Raw genomic sequence first — 16097 nt, 5'->3', positions numbered from 1 at the left:
GTAAAATGGCCGGTTATCACTGGCAAATCGCAACTGGACAGAATCGGCCGGGCGTCGCGCGGCGCCCCGTGATGGTCCACGCGCGCTTGCCTTCGCCGGTTTGAACAGGAATGCACGCGGATGTCATCAGTTTTCTTCGATCGGGAAAGGATTGCGGAATGGCTCGGTGAGCGCACCGTCGCCAAGGCGCGCTCGGTGGGCGCGGTCAGCAACGTCAAATGGCAGGGAGACACGCTGTCGGGCGAAGTGCAGGGCTCGCAGCCGCGGCCGTACCTGACGCGGGTTCGCTTTCGTACCGATGGCGGGTCGCCGTCGGCCGAAGGCAAATGCACGTGCCCGGTCGGCCGCAATTGCAAGCACGTCGCGGCGCTGCTGCTCGCGGAACTCGACTACCACGACGAGATGGATCACATCACGCAGGTCGAGGACGGCAGTGACCCGGCGACGTCGGAGGTGTTCATCGCGCGACGGATTACGGTGCCGGGCGCGCCGCCGGCGCCATCTTCATCTCAAGGTGTGCGACCCGAACTGGTCAGCTGGCTCGAGCGTTTTCGCGCCCGCGCCCGCGCGGCCGACGCCGCCGGAAAAGACGCCGCCCGGAAGCTCGACGCCACGCGCAGGGAAACGCTCGCCTATCGGCTCAATTGGTCGCGTTTTCATATGCGCCACGAAGTCGTGCTGCATCGCGCGCGTTGCGACGCGGACGGCGTGATCGTCGAAGTCGGCGACAGCTGGGGCGACGTCGAAGGCGCGCTGCTCAGGCAGCCGCGCTTCGTGTCCGACGAAGACCTGTCGATCCTCCGCGGCCTATGGCTCGGTCGCTCGCGCGAGGACCTGGGCCAGTTCGTGCTGCGAGGCACGAGTGGCGCGGAAACGCTGCAGAAGCTGATCGCGACCGGGCGCCTGTTCTTCGACTTCGGGATCGCGCCGGGCCAGGCCGGACCGACGCCGCTCGCGCGCGCCGCCGACCGCCTCGGGCGCATCGAATGGGAGCCGCTCGCCGACGAGCGCCTGCGCCCGGTACTGCGCACCGAACCGCGCGCGAGCATGGTGCTGCCGACCGAGCCGGTCTGGTACGTGGACGGCGTCGCCAACGAGGCGGGCGTCGTGCCACTGTCGCTGCCGTTCCAGCAACTGCCCGACTACCTCGCGATGCCGCCGATCTCGCTCGCCGAGGCGCCGCTCGTCGCGTCGGTGCTGCGCGAGATCGCGCCCGAGCTGCCGCTGCCGCCGACCCACGACGCGCCCGCGATTCGGGTGATCGACGTCGAACCGGTGCCGGTGCTGACGCTGAACAGCCATGCGCTGCCCGGCGCGGGGAAGGGCATCAAAACGGCGAAAACCGCGAAGGCCGCGAAGGCCGCGGAGCGCAAGTCCGCCGCGGTAGAACTGGCCGCCGCGAGCTTCGACTACGACGGTGTCAGCATCAACGCCGACAGCAGCGTGACGCTGGTGCCGTTGCCGGGCGGCGATGTGATTCACATCCGCCGGCGCTACGACGCCGAGAAAAAGCGTCTGCTGGAATTGCGCAAGACCGGTCTGCAAAAGGTGCCGACGCGCAACCTGCATGCGTCGCGTCTGTTGCCCGACACGATGCTCGGTCTGCCCGACACCGACGCGTGGTCCGAGTTCGTCAACGACGCGGTGCCGGATCTGGTCGCGAAGGGCTGGCGCGTGACGATGGCGCCCGAGTTCCGCTACAACGTGATCGAGATCGACGCGATCGACGGCACCGCGCAGCAGGCCGGCGACGGCTGGTTCGATCTGGAGATGGGCATCCGCGTCGGTGAGCGCAACGTGCGGCTCGAACCGCTGCTGGCCGATCTGTTCCGGCGCGACCGGCGCTGGCTCTCCGGCGCGCTGGAGCGTATTCGAGACGACGAGCCGATCGAGCTGAAGACCGAGGAGAACAAGCGCCTGCGGTTGCGCGCCGATCGTCTGAAGCCGGTGGTGCGCGTGCTGGTCGATCTGTTCGATTCGCTCGGCGGCGCGCTTGCCGAAGGCGCGCCGCTGCGCGTGCCCGCGGTCGATGCGGGTCGCCTCGATGCGCTGCACGACACCGGCCGCTGGCAGTTCAGCGGCGACGATTCGATCCGCGAGCTCGCGCGCCGTCTGCAAGCCGGTCCGGGCCTGCGCGAAGTGCCGGTGCCGCGCGGGCTGAAGGCCGAGCTGCGCGGGTACCAGCACCAGGGCCTGAACTGGATGCAGTTCCTGCGCGAACAGGATCTGGCCGGCGTGCTCGCCGACGACATGGGCCTCGGCAAAACCGTGCAGACGCTCGCGCACGTTCTCGCCGAGAAGGAAGCGGGGCGGCTCACGCATCCCGCGCTGATCGTCGTGCCGACCACGCTCGTGCACAACTGGCGCGAGGAAGCGCGCCGCTTTGCGCCGGAGCTGAAAGTGCTGGTGCTGAACGGGCCGCAGAGAAAGGAGCGTTTCCAGCAGATCGGCGAAGCCGAGCTGATCCTGACCACTTATGCGCTGTTGTGGCGCGATCAGAAGGTGCTCGCCGAGCACGACTATCATCTGCTGATTCTCGATGAGGCGCAGTACGTGAAGAACGCGACCACCAAAGCCGCCCAGGCGATTCGCGGCTTGCGGGCGCGGCATCGGCTGGGCCTGACGGGCACGCCGCTCGAGAATCATCTCGGCGAGCTGTGGTCGCAATTCGATTTTCTGCTGCCGGGCTTTCTCGGCAGCCAGAAGGACTTCACGCGACGCTGGCGCAATCCGATCGAAAAGAACGGCGACGACGTGCGCCGCGCGTTGCTCGCGCGCCGCATCCGGCCGTTCATGCTGCGCCGTCGCAAGGACGAGGTCGCGAAGGAGCTGCCGCCGAAGACGACGATCGTGTGTCCGGTCGATCTCGAAGGTGCGCAGCGCGACCTGTACGAAACCGTGCGCACCGCGATGCAGCAGAAGGTGCGCGCGGCGGTCAGCGCGCAGGGGCTCGCGCGCAGCCACATCATCGTGCTCGATGCGTTGCTGAAGCTGCGCCAGGTGTGCTGCGATCCACGGCTCGTGCGCACCGCCAGCGGTATCGCGGACGGCGCTGCCACGGGCGGCGGCGAGCGCGCGATGCGCTCGGCCAAGCTGGATCTGCTGCTGTCGATGCTGCCCGAGCTGATCGAGGAGGGACGCCGCGTGCTGCTGTTCTCGCAGTTCACCGGCATGCTCGCGTTGATCGCCGAGGCGCTCGACGAAGCCGCGATCCCGTACGTCATGCTGACGGGCGACACGGCCGATCGCGTGAGCCCGGTCGAGCGGTTCCAGCAGGGCGAGGTGCCGCTGTTCCTCATCAGCCTGAAGGCCGGCGGCGTGGGGCTGAACCTGACCGCCGCCGACACGGTGATCCACTACGACCCGTGGTGGAACCCGGCCGCCGAGAACCAGGCGACCGACCGCGCGCATCGGCTGGGACAGGACAAGCCGGTATTCGTGTACAAGTTGATCGCGGCCGGCAGCATCGAGGAAAAGATCGTCGCGTTGCAGGAGCACAAGGCCGGGCTCGCCGACAGCATTCTCGCGGAAGATGCGGCCGGCGCCGCAAAGTTCTCGGACGACGATCTCGACGCGCTGTTCGCGCCTATGCCGGACATCGAAGGCGCGCGTTGAACGCGCGGGCAAGCGACCGAACGAGGCAACGCAGACGGGCCGCGCAGACACGCAGGGGGAAAATCTGACGCGCCGCAGCAACGCCAATCGGGGCCACACTGTAACAAAGCGTCTGTGTATGTAAATTACCGTCGATGGGGACTTCAACTCATACCAATTTCGAACTCGCGCTGTGTAGGACTTGCGCGTCGCGCGCCGCTGGTGCGGCGCGTAATAACTACTTCGCCAACGGTTACAAAGGAAGTTCTTTCATCTTGAGCACGGCTTTTCTCTGGGCTAACGTGACGTTACTCGTGCGGTTAGACCCCGGCGAGCGTGTGTAGTGTTTGTGAGCGGCGTTGCTTCGACAGGGGCAGCGCCGCATTTTTTTTTCCGGCGGCCCTAACGCTGCGCATCACCCGCAGATGGTCCGTCTCGCGGCGCGTCATCGCGTCGGCCAACAATGTGAAGCAGTCGAATGCCTCATTCAAAACGAGGGCTTTGAGTTGCTCGCCCGACCAGGCCGACTGCCTCGAATGACAACTCGACCGGGACAAAATCTAACAATGTTTAAACGATTTCTTTTGAGATTATTCTTATACTGAACGCGCAATTGTTAAATAAGAGTACCTGAAAGGAATCTTAAAGCCGATAAGCGAGCATGGTCAAAAAGCCGCTCCAGCAAGGATCTTCCGTCCGCAGTGTCACTTCCTTCCGGCGCCGGCTAGTGGTGGCAGACCAGAAAAATCTGAAAAGCGCGTCAGCCGTTTCTGATTAGGGTTTTTCGCGAGGGATTGCCGGTACACGGCAAACGGGAAGAAAGAAGGTTTTCGATTATCATGATCTGCCCTGCATAATCGCTATGGAAATTACATTTATGCGCTGATTTCCGCTTCATGAAAGCAGCGTCATGGCGGGGTACGGCGAGGGACCATTAATCAGAAAGTAACAGCCGGAATTTTTTGGGAAGCCGGATCGGCGGTGCTGCGCCGTCATCCCGGTCGTCAGCCGGTATACCGGCCGTCAGCCATGAAGGCGCTGTTGCGTTGTGGGGTGTTATGAGAATTGCAGTCCTCGATGATGATTCGGCTCAGGCCGACCTTGTGTGTCAAACGCTGTCCGCCGCTGGACACGTCTGTCACGCGTATGGCGCAGGGCGCGAACTCGTGCGCCAGTTGCGTCGTCAGACGTTCGATCTGCTCGTGCTCGACTGGAACGTTCCCGACATGTCCGGCGAAGAAGTGCTTCGCTGGGTGCGCGAAAGCCTGTCCGAGCGCCTGCCGGTGCTGTTCATGACGAGCCGCGACCGCGAAACCGACATCACTTCGATTCTGAATACCGGTGCGGACGACTATCTCGTCAAACCCGTGTCGGGCGCCGTGCTGCTCGCGCGGGTCAGTTCCCTGCTGCGGCGCGCGTATTACCTGAAGCCGCCGGCAACGAGGGAAGTATTCGGCGACTTCGAGTTCGACCTGAGCGTCAAGCACGTCGTGGTCCGCGGCACCCCGGTCTCCGTCACGCAGAAAGAGTTCGAACTCGCGCTGCTGCTGTTCCAGCATATGAGCCGGCCGTTGTCGCGCGCACACATTCTCGACGTGATCTGGAAGCAGGCCACGGACATCCCGTCGCGCACGATGGACACTCATGTGTCGATGTTGCGCAGCAAGCTCGGTCTGCGCCCCGAGCACGGTTATCGGCTCACGCCGATCTACGGCTATGGCTACCGCCTCGAGCGGATCGAAACCGGCACACCACCGGCCGCCGACGACGAACCCACTGAAGAAGCGGGGGAAGCGTGACGGTCTGCGTGGATGGGGCGGCATCGGGCAGCGCCGCCATGCCCGGCCGCCGCGCCGCCGCGTGGCTTGCCGCGGCCTGTCTGGTGGCAACGGGCGCGACCGGCTGGAGCGCGCTCGCGCACGCGCAGCCCGCGCGCGGCAAGACCGGAGCGAAGGTGTCGCCGGTCTACGCTTCGTACACGACGCACGAGGGCGACACGCTGTATGACATCGCCGCCCGCTACACGGCCGATCCGACCGACTGGGCGCTGTTGAGCAGCCTCAATCACGTGCCCGCGCCGCGCCGCATGGCGGCCGGCATCGTGCTGCGTTTGCCGTCCCGAAGGCTGCGCCAGGATCGGGACACGGCTCGCGTGATCGCGACCAGCGGTCCGGTCGAGCACGCGTTCGAATCGAGCCCCTATCTGCCGCTGAAAACCGGTGAAACGCTTGCCGAAGGCGATCGCTTGCGCACCGGCGCGAACGGGTTCGCGACGCTCGAGCTGCCCGGCGGCTCATACGTGACGGTCGCGCAGAACGGCGAACTCAATATCGAGAGACTGCGGCACGTCGCGCTGACCGGCGTCGCCGATCGCGTCTTTGAGCTGCGCGCCGGCGAAGTCGAGAGCCAGGTCACGCATGCGAAGCGACGCGATGATCGCTTCCAGATCCGTTCGCCTTCGGTGGTCGCCGGAGTGCGCGGCACGCGTTTCCGCGTCGATTACGACGGCGACACGCAAACCACCGCGGTGGCGGTGCTCGACGGCGCGGTCGGCGTCGATCCGGCCACGCAGCATGGCCAGAGCGCCGCGCCGGCGCCAGGCAGGCCGTTGCAGGCGTCCGAGCAACTGGTCGAGGCAAGCTTCGGCAACGTTACGCACTCGGGCGGCGCGGTCGGCAGTCCGGTCCAGCTGTTGCCCGCACCCGCGCTCGCGCGGCCGGCGCGCGTGCAGGACGGCAAGAGCGTCGCGTTCGACGTCAACCCGGCCGAGCACGCCGTCGGCTATCGGCTGCAGATTTCGCACGACGCCGATCAACTGGACCTGGTGCGAGACCTGCGCGTGAGCGCGCCGCATGCCGACTTCGGCGATCTGCCCGACGGCACGTACTTCGTGCGCGTCGCGTCGACCGATAGCAACGGTCTCGACGGCCTGCCGAACGTGTACGCGTTCGAGCGCCGCCAGCTGGGGCTGGACGCTTCGGCCGCGCAGCGCGCGGGTAGCCGCGACTACGAGTTCCGCTGGTTCGTCAGCCGCAGCAACGTGCCGACCCGTTTCCGCTTCCTGCTCGCGAACACGGCCGAACTGAGCCATCCGGTAATCGATCGCCCCGATCTGCCGGGCGGCGAACTCGTGATCAGCGATCTGCCTCCGGGCGTCTACTACTGGACGATCGTCGCCGAGCAGTTCGACAACGGCCGCTTCTACGAAAAGAGCAGTCCGGTCCGCTCCTTTACGCTTGCGCCCTGACGCGGGTAGATTCTCGGGGCCGGCCTGCTGGCCGGTCCGTCCTCCCGTTCCCGACTATATCGTCCATGCCCGCCACTTCTACGCGACTGAGCCTCGACCCGCGCGCCCGTCTTGGACGGCGGGCGGGCCGGCGCTTTCTGATCGAGTGGGTCAGCGTTGGCTGTCTCGGTCTCGTGGTGATCCTGCTGACGTCGTTCGGGCGCGTCGGCGCCGGCATCGATCTGCTGGTGTACGACCAGTTTCTGAAGCTGCGCGAGCAGCCGCTGCTGTCCGACATCGTCGTCGTCGAGATCGACAACGCGAGCATCGACGCACTCGGCCGCTGGCCGTGGCCGCGCAGCGTGCACGCGCGGCTGCTCGAGCAGATCGCCGCGGCCAAACCTGCCGCGGTGATCTACGACGTACTGTTCACCGAGCCCAATGTCGACGACGCTCAGCTCGCCCACGCCATTGCGCTGAGCCCGACCTATCTGCCCGTGCTGCTGACGCCGCCCGATGCGAGCGGCAAGCGCACCGTCGATGAACCCGTCGCGCCGCTCGCGCAGGCTGCTGCCGGGCTCGGTCATATCAATTTCGAAGTGGACAGCGACGGCATCGTGCGTAGCGTCGCGCGCTTCCAGGGCGATGAGCGCTCGCGCTGGCCGCAACTGACGGTGCTCGTCGCCGACGCGGTCGAACACGGCAAGCTGCATCTGCGCGGCGGCTTGCCGCCGCGCCCCTCGAACGAGCCTGCACGCGGCAGCGACGACGGCGGCGAAGAGCGCTTCCTGATTCCGTTCGGCCCGAACGCCGCGAACTACCCGAAGCTCAGTTTCGCCGACGTGCTCGCCGGCAAGGTGCCGGCCGATCAGTTGCGCGGGCGCATCGTCGTGATCGGCGTGACGGCGTCGGGTCTGTACGACCGCTTCGCGACACCGGTATCGGGCGAGCTCGGACCGCTGCCCGGCGTCTACATCCACGCGAACGTGCTCGACACGCTGCTGAGCGGCCGCGAGATCCAGCCGGTCGCGCTGTGGGTCGTGTTCGCGGCGGCGCTCGGGCCGCTCGCCGCGCTGCTCGCCGGCTTCCTCGTGCTGTCGCCGCGCCGCTCGTTGTTGCTGACCGGCGCGCTGGTGCTGTTCGCCGCGACCGGCAGCGCGCTGCTGCTGTACGGCGGCAGGCTGTGGATCTCGCCGGTGCCGGCGATCCTCGGCGTCGTGATCGTCTATCCGATCTGGAACTGGCGACGCCTCGAAATGACGATGGCGTATCTGCGCGGCGAACTGCAGCGTCTCGCCGACGAGCCGCATCTGCTGCCCGAGACGCCGAAGCGCCGCCGCGAGTTCGGCGGCGACGTGCTCGCGCAGCACATGGCGCTGATGGCGCAGGCCGCGCAACGGGTGCAGGACATGAAGCGCTTCGTGTGGGACAGCCTCGATAGCGTGCCGGAGCCGATTCTCGTCAGCGACGTGGCCGGCGTCGTGCTGATCGCGAATCACGCGGCGAAAGCGCATTTCGCTCGGCTAGGCGCGCCGATGCCCGAAGGCCAGCCGATGCAGAGCGTGCTCGGTGGTCTCACGCTCGTGAAGACGATCGACACCGGCGCGGCCACGGACAACCAGCGCAATCTGTCCGCGCGCGCGCACTGGCCGGCGCTCCTCGATCCGACGCGCGGCGAGTTCGCGGCGCTGATGGCGCAGGGCGTCGAGGTGCGCGACGCGAACGAGCGCGACCATCTGCTGCGCTATGCGACCTGCACCAACGCGCGGGGCGAGACGACCGGCTGGATCGCCGGTCTCGTCGACGTGTCGGCGCTGCATGCGGCCGAGCGTCAGCGCGAAGACGCGCTGCGGCTGCTGTCGCACGACATGCGCTCGCCGCAGGCGTCGATCATTGCGCTGGTCGAGATCGAGCGCGCGCGGACCGAGCCTGCGCTCGCGCGCAGCGTGCTGGAGCGCATCGAACGCTACGCGCAACGCGCGCTCACGCTTGCCGACGACTTCGTGCAACTGGCGCGCGCCGAATCGCAGGCCTATGTGCTCGAGCCGCTGAGTCTGACCGAACTCGTCATCGATGCGAGCGACGAGGTCTGGCCGCAGGCGCATGCGAAGCGCATCGCGCTGCATACGGAATCCGGCGACGACGCCGACGACGATCCCTGGATCTGCGCCGACCGCTCGCTGATGACACGCGCGCTCGTCAATATCCTGAACAATGCGGTCAAGTACAGTCCGCCCGACACGCGCATCGTGTGCAGCTTCGCTGGCCAGCCGGCGGCAAAGCGCGCGGGCAGCGAGGCGCCGCGCGTGTCGTGCACGATTCGCGACCAGGGCTATGGCATTCCTGAGGAGCAGCAAGCGGGATTGTTCGAGCGCTTTCGCCGTTTTCACGAAGCGGAGCGGCCGGAAGTGGGCGGCGCGGGACTCGGCATGGCGTTCGTCAAAACCGTCGTCACGCGCCACGGTGGCAGCGTCGAAGTCGTCAGCGCGCCCGGCGAGGGGACGGCCTTTACGATCTGGCTGCCCGCGCTCGACGACGCGCCCCTCGACGAATCGATCGCACCGCGCGTCTGATGCGCCTTTGATGTATTCGATGTACTAGAGAGAAAACAAACAATGGCAAAGATCGCTCACCTCTGTGCCGCGCTGGCCGCGGCGAGCCTCACCGCTTGCGCGGGCCTGAGCGCCGACGTGCACGCCGTCTCCGCTAACGGCGCCGACCGTGCCGTTGCGCTGCAAGGCGAGCAGACCTATTCGCTCGCGCGCACGCAGCCGCAGGACGACAGCGCCGATCATCCGCAAGTCGAAAAGCTGTTGCGCGACGAGTTGGCGAAACACGGGTTCGTCGATACGGCGGGCAAGCCCGCGCATTATCTGCTGTCGATGGCGTATAGCACGCGGCCGGCGTCGATCGGCATCGGCGGTGAGGATTGCGCGCCCGCCGATTGCGGCGCGGGCAGCGACGGTCCAGGCGCGCTGTTGTTTGGGCGCAAGTATCAGCACGCGCTGACGCTGCGCTTTTTCGACTACGCGAGCGGCACCGAGCGCTACAAGGTCGGCGCGGTTTTCTTGGATCGCGATGCGGACCCGCTGCATGCACTGCCGTTGCTCGTGAAAACCGCGCTCGCGAAGCTGCCGTTCGATGCGCCGGCCGACTGGCGTGTGAAGCTCAGCATCGACAAGACGAGCGGTGTGCCGAACGTCGATTCGATGGAGCCGCTGCAGCGTTAAAACGCAGCCTCAGGTCGCCGGGGCCGCGAGTATCAGTTATTCCTGCGCCGGCTCGTCTTGCGGCCAGCGGTTTTCGAACACGCAATCGGCGAGCGGCAGACGGCTCGCCCAGCGCTCCGTTTCGAGCATCGGCTCGCTATAGAACGCAGCGACGTGGCCGAGGCACAGAATCGCGACCGGCCGCGCGCCTTCCGGCATCACCAGTAGCTGGTGCACCGCGTCGACATCGAATAGCGACACCCAACCAAGCCCGAGTCCTTCCGCGCGCGCGGCGAGCCACATGTTCTGGATCGCGCACGCGACCGACGCGAGATCCATCTCCGGCAGCGTGCGGCGGCCGAAGACGTGTCGCTCGCGCCCGTCCATCAACGCGATCACCAGCAACTCCGCGCATTCGCGCATGCCTTCCACCTTCAGCTTCATGAACTCGTCGCGGCGCTTGCCGAGCGCGTCGGCGGTGGCGAGCCGTTCGCGCTCGACGATGTCGCGCAAGCCCGTGCGCAGCGCCGGGTCGGTGATGCGCACGATGCGCCACGGCTGCATGTAGCCGACGCTCGGCGCGTGATGCGCCGCGTCGAGCAGACGCCGCAGCACCGCCGGATCGACCGGATCGGGCACGAAGTGGCGCATGTCGCGGCGTTCGTAAATCGCGCGATAGACCGCATCGCGCTCGGAGTCGTCAAAAGGCTTCGCCATGAAAGAGGGCGGCCGTGAAAGCCGGGTTGGAGGGCCAGTAAGCGTGCATATAGGTTGCCACAATCGGGCCCACGCGGAACACCGCTTCGCCGGGCGCGTCGCTGTGCGCGCGCGTGGCGAAGCGCTGCGGCGCGAGCGGCGTCGCGAGCTTCGAGTAGTGGAACGTGTGGCCGGTCAGCGTGCCGTGGACGCCATCGATCTGCTGCATGCCGAGCGACGTGAAGCGCGTTTGCATCGTCGCGTGACCGGGCAGCAGGCCCAGCATCGGCGTGCTGGTGCCTTGCGCGTCGGTCAGCGTGTCGAGCAGATAGAGCATGCCGCCGCACTCGGCGACCAGCGGTTTGTCCGCCTCGACGTGCGCGCGGATCGATGCCGCGCTGGTCGAGTTGCCCGCGAGCGTCGCCAGATGCAGCTCGGGATAGCCGCCCGGCAGATAGAGCGCGTGCGTGCCGGCGGGCAACGCTTCGTCGGCAAGCGGCGAGAAATAGCTGAGCCGCGCGCCGAGCGCTTCGAGCAGCGCGACGTTGGCCGGATAGATGAACGAGAACGCGGCGTCGCGCGCGATCGCGATGTGCTTGCCTTCGAGCAGACGCGGCAGCACCTCGGGCGAGGGCACGCCGAAATCGACCGGCGGCGGCAGTTCGGCGAGCGCGGTCGACGCGAGCGTATCCGCCGCGCGTTCGAGGCGCGCTTCGAGATCGTCGATTTCATCGGCCTGGTGTAGGCCGAGGTGGCGGTCGGGCAGCGTCATCTCGTCGCTCGCGGCGAGGTGGCCGCACCAGCGCAACCCGGGCGGCAGTGCTTCCTGCAACATCTGCGCGTGCCGAGCCGAGCCGACGCGATTCGCGAGCACGCCGTGGAACGGCAGTTGCGGTCTGAAGCGCGCAAGGCCGAACGCGACCGCGCCGAAGGTCTGCGCCATCGCCTGCGCGGAAATCACCGCGAGCACCGGCACGCCGAACGTGGTCGCCAGATCGGCGCTGCTCGGCGTGCCGTCGAACAGGCCCATCACGCCTTCGATCAGGATCAGATCGGCTTCTTGCGCCGCCCGCGCGAGCAGGTTGCGGCATGCGCTTTCGCCGACCATCCACAGATCGAGCGACAGCACCGGCGCGCCGCTCGCGCGCGCGAGGATCATCGGATCGAGAAAATCCGGCCCGGTCTTGAACACGCGCACGCGACGTCCGAGCCGCCGGTGATAGCGCGCGAGACCGGCAGTGATCGTGGTTTTGCCTTGTCCCGACGCGGGCGCGCTGATGAACAGCGCGGGGCACGCCCCGAAGGAAGTCCCCTGGGGGGACGCCCCGAAGGAAGTCCCCTGGGGGGACGCCCCGAAGGAAGTCCCCTTGGGGGGCGCCCCGGACGAAGCCCCGTTGGGAAACGCCGACATCGCTCAGAACTCCACGCCGCGCTGCGCCTTCACACCTTGCTCGCGATACGGATGCTTGATCGCGCGCATTTCGGTGACGAGGTCGGCAGCTTCGATCAGCGCGTCCGGCGCATGGCGTCCGGTCACGACGACATGCAACATCTGCGCACGCGCGTTGATCACCGCGAGCACTTCGTCGAGCGGCAGGTATTCGTACTTCAGCACGGTGTTCAGCTCGTCGAGGATCACCATCTGGTAGTCGCCGCTTTCGATCATCCGCCGCGCTTCGTTCCAGCCTTTGCGCGCTGTCGCCATGTCGGCCTCGCGGTTCTGCGTGTTCCACGTGTAGCCGTCGCCCATCGTGACGAAATCGCATTGCGCGATCGCGCCGAGGAAATCGCGCTCCGACGTATGCAGCGCGCCCTTGATGAACTGCACGACGCCGAGCCGCATGCCGTGGCCGAGCACCCGCACGGCCATGCCGAACGCGGCCGTGCTCTTGCCCTTGCCGGTGCCGGTGTTGACGATCAGCAGGCCTTTTTCGACGGTCGCGCCGGCCTGCTTCTTTTCGTGGCCTTCGCGGCGGCGTTCGGTCATGCGTTGATGCGATTCCGGATCGGTTTTCATCGAGGGTCCTGGTTTTGAGAGGCGGGATGGGATGGGGGCGCGTCGCTAAGGGCAGCGTCGTTCGCCGCTGCGATCGCCACCGTGATGCCGGCGTGCGCGGTCTTGCGTACGATCAGACGCGCGTTTTGCGCGGTTGTGGTGGAGTCCGGCGCCGTTGCCGCCAGCAGCGCGCACGGCTCGCACACACCATCGACGCCGAGATGCGCGTGTGCCGCCGCCGACGGCGACGCGACCGGTACCGCGGCGATCTGCTCGCGGCTGAACAGTTGCAGCGGCAGCTGATGACGTGAGCAGAATTCGAGCAGACCGGCTTCGTTGGCTTTGGTGTCGATCGTCGCGATCGCGCGGATCTGCTCGAAGGCATTCGATCCGAGCGCTGCGCGGACGGCGGCTTCGATCTCAGCGGCTTTGCTGTGCAAGCGGCAACCGATGCCGACGCTCAGCGTTTTGATCGCGCGTGCGAGTCCGTGTCGTGTCGCGCTCGCTGCCAGTTCGTGAGCAACGCCGGCGTCGCGTTTGGCCGCATCACGCGCCAGTGCGAGCGACGCCACAGCGCCGATCACGACGATCGCCGGCGAGCCGAGCCCCGCGCGCGCCACCGCCTCGGCGAACTCGCGAAGCGGCGCGAGCACATGACGCTGCTCAGGCCGCGTCGCCGACTCGATCGCCGCGCACGGCGTGTCGGCGGACATGCCGGCAGCGAGCAATGCGCGGGCGATCTCGCCGAGCCGGCGCATGCCCATGTAGATCACCAGCGTCATGCGCGTCGCGGCGAGCGCGGCCCAGTCCGGTTCGCCACTGCCGGCGCCGTGGCCGGTGACGAACACGACGCCCTGCGCGTGATCACGATGCGTGACCGCGATACCGAGCGCCGCGGGCGCCGCGATGCCGGCCGTGATGCCGTTGATCACGTCGACTTCGATACCCGCGGCCTGTAGCGCCTGCAACTCTTCGCCGCCGCGGCCGAACACGAACGGATCACCGCCCTTGAGCCGCGCGACGCTGCGCCCCGCGCGCAGATGCCCGAGCATTTGCGCGACGATGTCGGCTTGCGGCGTCGACGGATGGCCGCCGCGTTTGCCGACGTACAGGACTTGCGCGTCGGTGCGCGCGAACTGCAGCACGTCGGGATTCACCAGATCGTCGACGAGCACGACATCGGCCTGCGCGAGCGCACGGGTGGCCTTCAGCGTGATCAGTTCGACGTCGCCGGGACCGGCGCCGATCAGCCAGGCGCGCGTCATCGCGGCGTGCATGGCGCGCGCCATGCGGTGATGGAAGAAGAGACGCGGCGTGCGACAGCGCGCGCGGCGGTGAATATAGTGGTCATGCGCAACTGCGAATCCGGGCACGCGCGATGCCGCGCTGCTACGCCTTCACATCCGTTCCCCGCGGATTCCGGCGGCCGGCGGCGCCGCGTGACGCACGGATGCAATGCGGCACCGCCTCCGCGTCTGGCCGGTATCCGGGCTGGCGGCCTCATGCGCTTCGCCTTCCCGTCCCGGTTTGTGGATTCGCGGGACAGTGGCATCAAAAAACGCATGCGCGGCACGTCGGAATCGAAGGCGAATCGAATCGCGCGCCGCAGGTCGCTTACCGTTGCGGGGACAGCACAGGTTGAACGCGCGAGGCGCTGCCTGTTTCCCGTTTAACTGCACACGCGAGCGCATGTGCGGGCACCAAACGCGCGCATACGATAGCACATGGCGCCTTGCCGGATAAGCCTCGGCGGCGCTTTCCGGCTCGGTGCGTTGCTTGACTGCGCAAGGCCGCGGGCCTACACTCGCACGCACTTTGGGTGCTCGCGTGCGCGCTCGTGCGCATGCAGTTAAACGGGAAACAGGGAGCCACCTGCTCTGGAGCGGCTAACCTGTGCTGTCCCCGCAACGGTAAGCGAAAAGCGGTTCCGGCTTGATAGCCGGGCACCGCAGTGCCGGCTTCGATGTCCTCGCGCAAGCTCGCGTGGACATTTCACCACTGGACGAGAAACCACTCGGCCGGGAAGGGGAAGCGGCGCTTTCGCCAGCCCGGATACCGGCCCAACGAAGCAGAACGACCGCCGCGGGGATGCGGCGGCGCGTTCATGACCTCAGTTCCGCTTTCTGTATTTCCGTTGTCGCGGCAATGCCGTCGTTCGTCCCCGTGTCTGGTAATCGCCGGTACTGCTGCGCGTGCTTCATTCGCTCCATTCGCCAGCCGACGCGGACCCACGCGCGGACTTTCCGGCATACCGATCAACGCCAAGGGATGGACCTCACGATGCAAACTCAATTGCGCAAGATCCCCGTCACGATCGTCACGGGCTTTCTCGGCAGCGGCAAAACCACGCTGCTGCGGCACATTCTTCAGCATGCGGGCGGCAAGCGCATCGCGGTGATCGTCAACGAGTTCGGCGAGCTCGGCATCGACGGCGAAATCCTCAGGGGCTGCGGCATCGGTTGCGATGAAAACGGCGTCGAGACTGAAGGACAATTGTATGAACTCGCGAACGGTTGTTTGTGCTGCACCGTGCAGGAAGAATTTTTCCCGGTGATGGAAAAGCTCGCGGAGCGCCGCGACGAACTCGATCACGTGCTGATCGAAACGTCGGGGCTCGCCTTGCCGAAGCCGCTTGTGCAGGCGTTCAACTGGCCGCAGATCCGCAACGGCTTCACGGTCGACGCGGTGGTGACGGTGGTGGACGGCCCGGCCGCCGCGAGCGGCCAGTTCGCCGATAACCCGCTCGCCGTCGATGCGCAGCGCAAGGCCGATCCGAATCTCGATCACGAGTCGCCGCTGCATGAGCTGTTCGAAGACCAGTTGTCGGCGGCCGACCTGGTGATTCTGAACAAGACCGATCTGATCGACGACGCGCGGCAGCACGAGGTCGAAGCCGCGATCCGCGCGGAGATTGCGCCGCAGGTGAAGATCGTGCGCGCGCAGCAGGGGCGGCTCGACCTGCATACGCTGCTGGGCCTCGAAGCGGCGTCGGAAGAGACGATCCACCTGCGTCATGACCACCACGGTTCCGCCGACGACCCCGATCATCACCACGATGAATTCGATTCGGTCGTCGTGCAGGCATCGGTACCGTCGCGCGACGCGGCGCTCGCCGCCTTGCAGGCGCTCGTCGAAACCCACACGATTTACCGTGTCAAAGGCTTCGCGGCACTGCAGGGCGCGGCTATGCGTCTCGTGATCCAGGGCGTGGGCCGGCGCTTCGAGAGCTACTTCGACCGGCGCTGGCAAGCGGGTGAAAATGGCGACGGCGCGTTGAGCCGCTTCGTGCTGATCGGCGCAGACCTCGACCAACACGCGCTGCAACAGGCGTTCGACGCGGCGCTCGGCGCGACGTCGAACGCGACGGCATAAACGG

At 66.8% G+C, this 16097-nt stretch carries 10 protein-coding genes, 1 pseudogene and 2 riboswitches; of the genes and pseudogenes, 6 read left to right on the top strand and 5 right to left on the bottom strand.

Going from position 1 to position 16097, the window contains the following annotated elements; all coding sequences use genetic code 11:
• The first annotated feature begins 120 nt into the window (after positions 1–120).
• The 5 genes from OKW27_RS15020 (at position 121) to OKW27_RS15000 (ending at position 10050) form a co-directional block, all read left to right on the top strand.
• Positions 121–3615: an SNF2-related protein gene (locus OKW27_RS15020; protein ID WP_429333961.1), complete on the top strand. Its 3495-nt coding sequence runs from the start codon at positions 121–123 to the stop codon at positions 3613–3615.
• Between the two features lie 1037 nt (positions 3616–4652).
• Complete coding sequence (locus OKW27_RS15015; protein ID WP_429333960.1) at positions 4653–5393, top strand: response regulator transcription factor; 741 nt, start codon at positions 4653–4655, stop codon at positions 5391–5393.
• Positions 5390–6841, top strand: a complete 1452-nt coding sequence (locus OKW27_RS15010) for a FecR domain-containing protein (RefSeq protein WP_429333959.1) — start codon at positions 5390–5392, stop codon at positions 6839–6841. The genes OKW27_RS15015 and OKW27_RS15010 overlap by 4 nt, the downstream gene beginning before the upstream one ends.
• A 65-nt stretch (positions 6842–6906) precedes the next feature.
• Positions 6907–9393, top strand: a complete 2487-nt coding sequence (locus OKW27_RS15005) for a CHASE2 domain-containing protein (protein WP_429333958.1) — start codon at positions 6907–6909, stop codon at positions 9391–9393.
• 42 nt (positions 9394–9435) lie between these two features.
• Positions 9436–10050: a DUF4136 domain-containing protein gene (locus OKW27_RS15000; RefSeq protein ID WP_429333957.1), complete on the top strand. Its 615-nt coding sequence runs from the start codon at positions 9436–9438 to the stop codon at positions 10048–10050.
• A 36-nt stretch (positions 10051–10086) separates the two neighbouring features.
• Here the strand turns inward: OKW27_RS15000 and bluB are convergent, their stop codons facing one another.
• The 5 genes and pseudogenes from bluB to cobA all read right to left on the bottom strand — a co-directional run.
• Entirely contained in the window at positions 10087–10746 is a 660-nt protein-coding gene (gene bluB / locus OKW27_RS14995) for a 5,6-dimethylbenzimidazole synthase (RefSeq protein ID WP_429333956.1), read from the bottom strand.
• Positions 10730–12136, bottom strand: coding sequence for a cobyrinate a,c-diamide synthase (locus OKW27_RS14990; protein WP_429333955.1), 1407 nt, complete (start codon positions 12134–12136; stop codon positions 10730–10732). Before OKW27_RS14990 ends, bluB begins: the two co-directional genes overlap by 17 nt.
• A gap of 3 nt (positions 12137–12139) precedes the next feature.
• Positions 12140–12742 (bottom strand): cob(I)yrinic acid a,c-diamide adenosyltransferase, encoded by a 603-nt coding sequence (gene cobO / locus OKW27_RS14985; protein ID WP_429333954.1) that lies wholly within the window; start codon positions 12740–12742, stop codon positions 12140–12142.
• A complete protein-coding gene (locus OKW27_RS14980; RefSeq protein ID WP_429334606.1) occupies positions 12739–13173 on the bottom strand; it encodes a cobalamin biosynthesis protein in 435 nt (144 codons plus the stop codon). The genes cobO and OKW27_RS14980 overlap by 4 nt, the downstream gene beginning before the upstream one ends.
• Before the next feature lie 75 nt (positions 13174–13248).
• A pseudogene (cobA, locus tag OKW27_RS14975) lies at positions 13249–13986 on the bottom strand (uroporphyrinogen-III C-methyltransferase); the annotation flags it as partial.
• A gap of 195 nt (positions 13987–14181) precedes the next feature.
• A riboswitch (cobalamin riboswitch) is annotated at positions 14182–14441 on the bottom strand.
• An 80-nt stretch (positions 14442–14521) separates the two neighbouring features.
• A riboswitch (cobalamin riboswitch) is annotated at positions 14522–14799 on the top strand.
• 202 nt (positions 14800–15001) lie between these two features.
• Between cobA and cobW the strand changes: the two are divergent.
• Complete coding sequence (gene cobW / locus OKW27_RS14970) at positions 15002–16093, top strand: cobalamin biosynthesis protein CobW (RefSeq protein ID WP_429333953.1); 1092 nt, start codon at positions 15002–15004, stop codon at positions 16091–16093.
• The last annotated feature ends 4 nt before the right edge of the window (positions 16094–16097 follow it).

The organism is Paraburkholderia sp. 35.1, assembly GCF_050436525.1.
In the GTDB taxonomy this organism is placed as follows: domain Bacteria; phylum Pseudomonadota; class Gammaproteobacteria; order Burkholderiales; family Burkholderiaceae; genus Paraburkholderia; species Paraburkholderia tuberum.
This window is presented reverse-complemented; position numbering and strand designations above follow the sequence as displayed.

What these genes read in the sequence shown, in the direction of transcription:
- cobO (WP_429333954.1), bottom strand. Translation starts at nt 12,742, where the DNA reads ATGAAAACCGATCCGGAATCGCATCAACGCATGACCGAACGCCGCCGC.
- OKW27_RS15020 (WP_429333961.1), top strand. Translation starts at nt 121, where the DNA reads ATGTCATCAGTTTTCTTCGATCGGGAAAGGATTGCGGAATGGCTCGGT.
- OKW27_RS14990 (WP_429333955.1), bottom strand. Translation starts at nt 12,136, where the DNA reads ATGTCGGCGTTTCCCAACGGGGCTTCGTCCGGGGCGCCCCCCAAGGGG.
- bluB (WP_429333956.1), bottom strand. Translation starts at nt 10,746, where the DNA reads ATGGCGAAGCCTTTTGACGACTCCGAGCGCGATGCGGTCTATCGCGCG.
- OKW27_RS15000 (WP_429333957.1), top strand. Translation starts at nt 9,436, where the DNA reads ATGGCAAAGATCGCTCACCTCTGTGCCGCGCTGGCCGCGGCGAGCCTC.
- OKW27_RS15005 (WP_429333958.1), top strand. Translation starts at nt 6,907, where the DNA reads ATGCCCGCCACTTCTACGCGACTGAGCCTCGACCCGCGCGCCCGTCTT.
- cobW (WP_429333953.1), top strand. Translation starts at nt 15,002, where the DNA reads ATGCAAACTCAATTGCGCAAGATCCCCGTCACGATCGTCACGGGCTTT.
- OKW27_RS15015 (WP_429333960.1), top strand. Translation starts at nt 4,653, where the DNA reads ATGAGAATTGCAGTCCTCGATGATGATTCGGCTCAGGCCGACCTTGTG.